Annotated in this window: 3 protein-coding genes; all 3 read right to left on the bottom strand. The window is 59.8% G+C overall.

Features of this window, described 5'->3' with window-relative positions; all coding sequences use genetic code 11:
- A partial coding sequence (locus CW742_RS14980; protein ID WP_292421786.1) for an amidase family protein occupies window positions 1-300 on the bottom strand: 300 nt, incomplete at its 3' end.
- A complete protein-coding gene (gene gatC / locus CW742_RS14975) occupies window positions 300-569 on the bottom strand; it encodes an Asp-tRNA(Asn)/Glu-tRNA(Gln) amidotransferase subunit GatC (RefSeq protein ID WP_292421783.1) in 270 nt (89 codons plus the stop codon). The genes gatC and CW742_RS14980, both read right to left, overlap by 1 nt.
- Window positions 559-1,051: asparagine synthase C-terminal domain-containing protein (locus tag CW742_RS14970; RefSeq protein ID WP_292421780.1), on the bottom strand; the 493-nt coding region annotated here is incomplete at its 5' end. The genes CW742_RS14970 and gatC, both read right to left, overlap by 11 nt.

Here is a 1,051-nt window from a genome sequence, read left to right as displayed (position 1 = left end):
GGGGCTGCAGAGGGGGATGCTGGTGCTGGCGCCCATGCGGAGTCCGACCTTGATCGGTCGGCCCGCGATCGCCGGGCCTGCCGGTTTACGGAGCGCGCACACATGGGTAACGTACGGGGGAACATAGCCCCTGAGGATCTTCGAGGCGCAGGTGGTCTCGATACCCTGTGTCGAAATATTGTCTTTGACGGCAACTGCGATGCCGGCCAGTTTACCACTGGTATGTGATGGTTTGTTGCAGACCGTAAGGAATGCGTTGTACTTGTCTTCGGGTTCGAACGTGATGGTCTGTGCCGGCACTACATCACCCTCGGCGCCTTGATGAACCCGTCTTCCTGGGCCGGTGCATTGCGCAGGACATCTTCCTGCGGGAGCGAGGGCTCGGCCACATCCTCGCGCAGGACATTGTAGAGATCTCGTGTTATCTCCTCTTTTCCCTCGACACGGTCGAGGGTATCGAAGTATTCAATGATTGCATTGAACTGGTGGGTAAAATTCTCCAGTTCTCCTGCGCTGACGCCGACGTCAGCAAGCTCCGCGATATGTTGTACATCTTTTTCAGAGACCATGTTCCACCCTGATGATCTGGTCTATGTAATCTTGCATGGACGTTTTATAACCATTTTTACGGGCAAGCTTCCGGAGGGTCGCCCATACTCCGCTCCCGTATTGCATGGCTTTCTTCTCGTACCATGCGAGATCCTGCGGAATGTGGCGTTCTGCGACCGTTCTTAACGGGATCTTCCGGTGGCTGCCCTGCACCTTCCGGCTCGCGGGGATGGCACGGGCAGCGCGCACAACCCGCAGGTCGAGGTAGGGCAGGGAGAGGCAGGTTGCGTGAAGCGCCGCGATCGCCTGGTCGCGGCATGCCTGCAGTTCCAGGCCCGCGAAGTCCCGCGCGAGTTCTCCTTCGAGATCCTCCGACACGCTGTACCGGGCATAGCCCCCGAAGAGCTCGTCGGCGCCCTGGCCGGTGAGGATCCTCGCGTACCCGTGCTCCCCGGCCCACCGGGCAATGAAGTACTGGGTGAGGGCGATTCCGGCACTCACC

The sequence above is a fragment of the Methanoregula sp. genome, from assembly GCF_002835825.1.
Lineage (GTDB): Archaea > Halobacteriota > Methanomicrobia > Methanomicrobiales > Methanospirillaceae > Methanoregula.
Note: the sequence above shows the minus strand (reverse complement) of the source record. Positions and strands in the feature narration are given on the sequence as shown.